The 5,338-nt window shown below is 64.1% G+C and carries 7 protein-coding genes and 1 tRNA gene; 2 read left to right on the top strand and 6 right to left on the bottom strand.

Translation table 11 applies throughout. From position 1 onward, the window contains the following. Window positions 1–995 (top strand): cryptochrome/photolyase family protein (locus tag VK519_RS17310; RefSeq protein WP_324351847.1); only part of this gene is annotated, 995 nt, incomplete at its 5' end. Here the strand turns inward: VK519_RS17310 and VK519_RS17305 are convergent. From VK519_RS17305 to VK519_RS17295, 3 genes are all read right to left on the bottom strand, one after another. Beyond that, window positions 974–1,222 (bottom strand): hypothetical protein, encoded by a 249-nt coding sequence (locus VK519_RS17305; RefSeq protein ID WP_324351845.1) that lies wholly within the window; start codon window positions 1,220–1,222, stop codon window positions 974–976. The genes VK519_RS17310 and VK519_RS17305 overlap by 22 nt on opposite strands. A gap of 157 nt (window positions 1,223–1,379) precedes the next feature. Beyond that, on the bottom strand, window positions 1,380–2,456 hold the full coding sequence (locus VK519_RS17300) for a radical SAM protein (protein WP_324351843.1): 1,077 nt from the start codon (window positions 2,454–2,456) through the stop codon (window positions 1,380–1,382). 149 nt (window positions 2,457–2,605) lie between these two features. Next, window positions 2,606–2,695, bottom strand: a tRNA-Ser gene (locus VK519_RS17295). Between the two features lie 139 nt (window positions 2,696–2,834). On the opposite strand from VK519_RS17295, the gene VK519_RS17290 reads away from it, so the two are divergent. After that, window positions 2,835–3,533, top strand: a complete 699-nt coding sequence (locus VK519_RS17290; RefSeq protein ID WP_324351841.1) for a PP2C family protein-serine/threonine phosphatase — start codon at window positions 2,835–2,837, stop codon at window positions 3,531–3,533. A gap of 24 nt (window positions 3,534–3,557) precedes the next feature. On the opposite strand, the gene dnaQ is transcribed toward VK519_RS17290, so the two are convergent. The 3 genes from dnaQ to VK519_RS17275 form a co-directional block, all read right to left on the bottom strand. Next, on the bottom strand, window positions 3,558–4,295 hold the full coding sequence (gene dnaQ / locus VK519_RS17285) for a DNA polymerase III subunit epsilon (protein ID WP_324351839.1): 738 nt from the start codon (window positions 4,293–4,295) through the stop codon (window positions 3,558–3,560). Continuing rightward, on the bottom strand, window positions 4,292–4,744 hold the full coding sequence (rnhA, locus tag VK519_RS17280) for a ribonuclease HI (protein ID WP_324351837.1): 453 nt from the start codon (window positions 4,742–4,744) through the stop codon (window positions 4,292–4,294). Before rnhA ends, dnaQ begins: the two co-directional genes overlap by 4 nt. Window positions 4,745–4,764: 20 nt before the next feature. Next, the coding region (locus VK519_RS17275; protein ID WP_324351835.1) for a methyltransferase domain-containing protein at window positions 4,765–5,338 on the bottom strand (574 nt) is incomplete at its 5' end.

Genomic DNA, 5,338 nt, shown 5'->3' with positions numbered 1-5,338 from the left:
GCGAACCGTACCGTGTCTTTACGCCGTACTGGCGGAACCTGCGCCAGGCGATAAGCGTGCCGCCGGCGCCGGCGGAACCGCAGAGCGTTGAATGGGTGGACCTGCCCGATGGTCTTCCGCTGGAAGCGTTAGTCCTGCAACCCCGCGTGCGCTGGGACAAGGCCTTTGGCGAAACATGGCAACCCGGTGAACGCGGTGCCAGCGAGGCACTGGAACTGTTCTGTGATGACGCCCTGGGCGACTACGCGACCGGACGCGACAAGCCCGCGCGGCAAGGCACCTCGCGGCTATCTCCACATCTGCATTTCGGCGAAATCTCGCCGCAGCAGATTCATCGCACCCTTCATGCGCAGCTGCAGCGCGTGGACGCACGTCGCCGGCCGGATATCGAACCCTACTTGCGCGAGCTGGGGTGGCGCGAGTTCGCGCATCACTTGCTGTATTACTTTCCCCACACCCCGACGGAAAGCTTCAATCCACGCTTCACGAACTTCCCCTGGGCAAGCGAAGACGAAACACAGCTTGAGCGTTGGCAGCAAGGCTGCACCGGCATCCCACTGGTGGACGCCGGCATGCGTGAGCTGTGGCACACCGGCTGGATGCACAACCGGGTACGCATGATCGTGGCAAGTTTCCTCACCAAGAACCTGCGCCAACACTGGCTCACCGGCGCGCGCTGGTTCTGGGACACCCTGGTGGACGCAGACCTGGCCAACAACACGCTCGGCTGGCAATGGGTAGCTGGCTGTGGCGCGGATGCGGCGCCGTATTTCCGGGTCTTCAATCCGGTGACGCAGTCGAAGAAGTTCGATCCCGACGGCGTGTATCTGCGCCGCTGGTTGCCCGAACTGGCCGACCTGCCTGTCGATCTGGTGCACGAGCCATGGAAAGACGAGGCGGTGCGCAAGCGCTCGGGATATCCGATGCCCATGGTTGAGTTGGGTGCCTCGCGCCAAGATGCATTAAACGCATTTCAGTCGCTACGTGGGCGGTGAACGCCTCTGGCGAGTTCAGGTGGCCACAGCTCTGGATGGGCTTCACACAACGGGTTCAAGATCTCAAAAATCAGGGCACCCATAACCTTACCGGCGGCCTTCCGGAAGCGATTGAACTCATCCTCCGGAAGCGCATTCTGAACATGTCCAACTGTTTCATCCAGGATCTTCAGGCAATCACGCATCCGCGCCTTGACCTCGCCAGCCAGCGCGTTGTCGGAAATCATCAACTTGAATCCTCAGAAGCTAGACAGGTGGTCATTCGCTTGGCACCGATCGCGGCGGCCTCCCTTCGAAGCATAAGGGCGTCGCTCTGGACAATTCCAGTCCATGAATTCTTGCAGATGGGAAAGGAGGTAGATGACCAGCAGCGAGGAACCAGCTCTACGTCCCAAACCCACCACAACACCGGCTGCACGCAGGCAGAAGGCCCCCCGCCTCGTTGAGCGCTGTCCGCAGCGCTTCGATGCTCGAGTGCTTCCAGATGCCTTCCAGACCAGCTTCCCGAACATTGGCAATTGGAAACCGATAACACCGCCCATGCACGGGCACGGATTCGCCATCGGCATCAACCATCAGGATGCGAAAGGCATCGTGGCACCGGCGGCCAACGAATTGCGAGGGATGGTGATAGTAGATGTCGAGGTCGGCTTCGCTCGTACGATCGGGCTGGATCGAGACGCTGAATGGCCAGGTCGATGCCTTGATGTCGGCCAGTTCGTCGGCCAGGCGGGCGATGTCGATCGTCGTCGGATCGGATTCGAAGCTGTTCGAAGGCGTGGCGGGATAGGTTGCGCCATAGAGCACATTGTGTTCATTGGCCATCGCGGGCGTCACGAAATTATTGTGGATCAGTCCAACATGCTTCAGTGGCAGATCGCTGATGTCGCTAAGGAAGGTCCTGAGGTGACCGACATTGTGTTCGCTGATCGTGCAGAAGACGGAGATCTCGGGCGCGTCCTGTAGGGCCGCTACGGCCCTGATCCCCTCCACGGCCCGCGCGAAGCTGCCGGTATGGCGCCGGATGCGATCATGCAGGGCTGCAGGACCGTCGAGCGAAACGAACAGACCGCGGCAGCGGCCACCTGCGAACTCCGCTGCCCGTTTTGGCAGGAGCAGGCCGTTGGTGGTGACCGTCGAATACAAGCCGAGCGCAGAGGCATACGCCAATGCGTCACCGAGCGGCCGCCACGCGAGCGGCTCGGTGAATGCGAAGCCCAGGTGCGCCTCGGGACAGAAGGCCGCCATGTCATCGGCGATGCCCTGGAACAGCTCCCACGGCATGGACTTCGTCCGAGCCCCCATCAGGTTTGCGCCGAAGTTGGTCTCGGCATTTCCGGTGCCGACGTCACACATGACGCAACGCAGGTTGCAGAAATTGTTGACCCCGAGGACGACATGCCCGGGCCGCGATGCCGTCGTGAGGCGGGCTGCCGGAGCTGGCTGGGCGAGTGCGTTCATTGCAGGTGGAATTCCTCGAGCGGCGTCAGCATGCCTACGCCTGATTCGAGTAGGTGCCGTATTCGGGGCATATGGTTCATGTTCGCCCTCGTGGCGGGTATAGACGCCAGAAACAAAAAAAGCGCCCGTGAGGGCGCTTTTCTTTGTTCTGGCGGAGAGGGTGGGATTCGAACCCACGTTAGGCCTAAACCTAAACCGGATTTCGAATCCGGCGCATTCGACCACTCTGCCACCTCTCCTTTGGTCGTCGACGGCGGGCGTGCCGCGTCGAGCACGCAATGATACGGGGGCGGCTGAGCCGTGACAACTCCCGGGCGGTGGGGCATCCTCCCCGGTGAGCGGGGATTTCCGCCTGTAAATGAATGAAACGACGCTTACATGATCGAATTTGGGCACGGCACGCACCCGGGGATGGCCCGGTCGCGAAACGAGGATACCTACTACGCGGACCCTGCCCTGGGCCTGTTCCTGGTGCTGGACGGCATGGGTGGACACCGGCATGGGGAATTGGCTTCGGCCAGCGTGCGTGATGGCGTGGTGGAGCGGGTGACGCGGGGGCAGTCCCTGCTGTCGGCGCTGACGGCCGCCAACGATGAACTCCTGATGCATACCCGCAACCTGCCCCACGCCCGGCCGATGGGCACCACGGTAGCCGCGGTGCGCATGGTGGATGGCGGCTGGGAGGCGGCCTGGGTGGGCGACGCCCGCATCTACATTGATGACGGCGAACTGCGCCGGCTGGCACATGACGGAAAGCTTGCTGAGGCCCTGGTGGAAAAAGGCGAATGGCCGGAGTCGCGCGATACGGCCGCCCCGCGCGGGGTGATGAACCAGGCGCTGGGTGTCACCGGCACCGAGCAACTCTATGTGCAGATGTGCCGGGGTACCTGGAAGTCGGGCATGCGCTTGCTGCTATGTACCGACGGGCTTGCCGAGGTCGTGGATGATGCGCAGCTGCGAGCCATCAGCGCGCGCACCGAGCTGGGCGCGCAGGAAGCGGTGGAGCATATGATCCTGACGGCGCTCGATGGCGGGGCACGGAATAACGTCACGGCGATCCTGGTGCGGCACGGGTGAAACGCAGGGAATGATGCGCCGCGACTAGGCCACGGACGCGCCAGACTCCACCGGCTCATCGACCAACGTACGCCATACCGTGGCACCACCGGATGCCTTGTCGATCGCCTGCAGGCGCTGCTCGTGCAATTCTGCTTCCGCTTCACTGGCACGCAGCACTTTTGGCCGTGCGGTGATGGCGAAACCCTGCAGCGATATATGGTGGCGCGACGGTGCGCCCGCATCGAAGGCGAGGTCCAGCACCACCTGGCCAGTGGTCATGGACAGGTACACATCCGCCAGCAGCTGCGCATCGAGCAGGCCGCCGTGGAGGTCGCGATGGGTGTTGTCGACTCCCAGGCGCTTGCACAGCGCATCCAGGCTGTTGCGCTGCCCGGGGTAGCGTTCGCGCGCCATCACCAGGGTATCGAGCACGCTGGCGTGGTCGGTCACCTTGCCGCGGTTGCCGGCCATGGCCAGTTCCGCGTCGAGGAAACCGACGTCGAAGCTGGCGTTGTGGATGATCAGCTCCGCGCCCCGGATGAAGTCCAGGAAGTCGTCCACCACCTCGGTGAATTTCGGCTTGTCGAGAAGGAATTCATCCTCGATGCCGGTCACCGCGCGCGCGCCTTCGTCGATGGCGCGCCCGGGGTTCAGATAGGTATGGAAGGTGCGGCCGCTGGGCCGCCGCTCTAGCAGTTCCACCGCGCCGATTTCGATCAGGCGATGACCCTGCCGCACTTCCAGGCCCGTGGTTTCGGTATCGAGGACAACCTGCCTCATGCCGTCACGCCACCGGCCTTGAACACCAGCGCCTGCTCGCGCGCAGCTTCGTCCACGCGCTCGTTTTCCACGTGGCCGTTGTGACCCTTCACCCATTCCCAGCGCACGGTGTGCTGCGCCTTGGCGGCGGCCAGGCGCTGCCAGAGGTCCTGGTTCTTCACCGGTTTCTTGTCGGAGGTTTTCCAGCCGTTGGCGATCCAGCGGGGCATCCAGTCTTCGATGCCCTGCATCACGTAGCGGGAGTCGGTGGTCAGGCGCACCTGGCAGGGGCGGGTCAGCGACTCCAGTGCGCCGATGGCGGCCATCAGTTCCATGCGATTGTTGGTGGTAGCCGGATCGCCGCCGGCGACCATGCGCTCGGCGTTTCCCGCGCGGAGCAAGGCGGCCCAGCCACCCGGGCCCGGATTACCGAGGCAGGCGCCGTCGGTGAATGCTTCAACGTCGTTCATGCTTTCCTTCATACAGTAGTTCAGCGCGCCGCACGGCGCGCGCCAGATACAAGGCTACCGGACTGCACCGGTGCGTTGGCGGTCTTGATCACGCGAAGCGGCGTGGCTGCGATGCGCTGTTTGCGCGCCAGCAGGATGTATGCCCCGCCAGCCAGGCTGCTGCCCTCACCCGTCATGATGGACGGCAGCACGTGGCCGGCACGGTGCACGGCGATCACGTGAAGGTCGGCGCGGCCACAGGCCGAACGCAGCAGTACCGGTTGACGCAGGCTGGCCCGAGTGCCGCGGGCGCGCCACTGGAACCACGGTGCCCAGGCACTCACCGGGTGCACGCCGGTAATCGCCAGTACGCCGCCCGGTGCGAGCACGCGAGCGGCCTCGCCTATCAGTTCGTCGCCGTCGGGAACGATTTCAGCGGCATGGCGCAGCACCACCACGCCAAACGCATCGTCCTGGAACGGCAGCGATTCGTCTGCGCGGGCCTGTACGTCGCCCTGCCAGCCGCCGTGCGCCAGGTGCAGGCGGGCCCAGCGTCCGAGCAAGGGCAGCGGCGGCGGAGCGATCTCGGGCACCGGTGCGATGTGCAGGGCATGG

Origin of the sequence: Pinirhizobacter sp., assembly GCF_035317885.1 — a bacterium.
Classification (GTDB): domain Bacteria; phylum Pseudomonadota; class Gammaproteobacteria; order Xanthomonadales; family Rhodanobacteraceae; genus Pinirhizobacter.
This window is presented reverse-complemented; position numbering and strand designations above follow the sequence as displayed.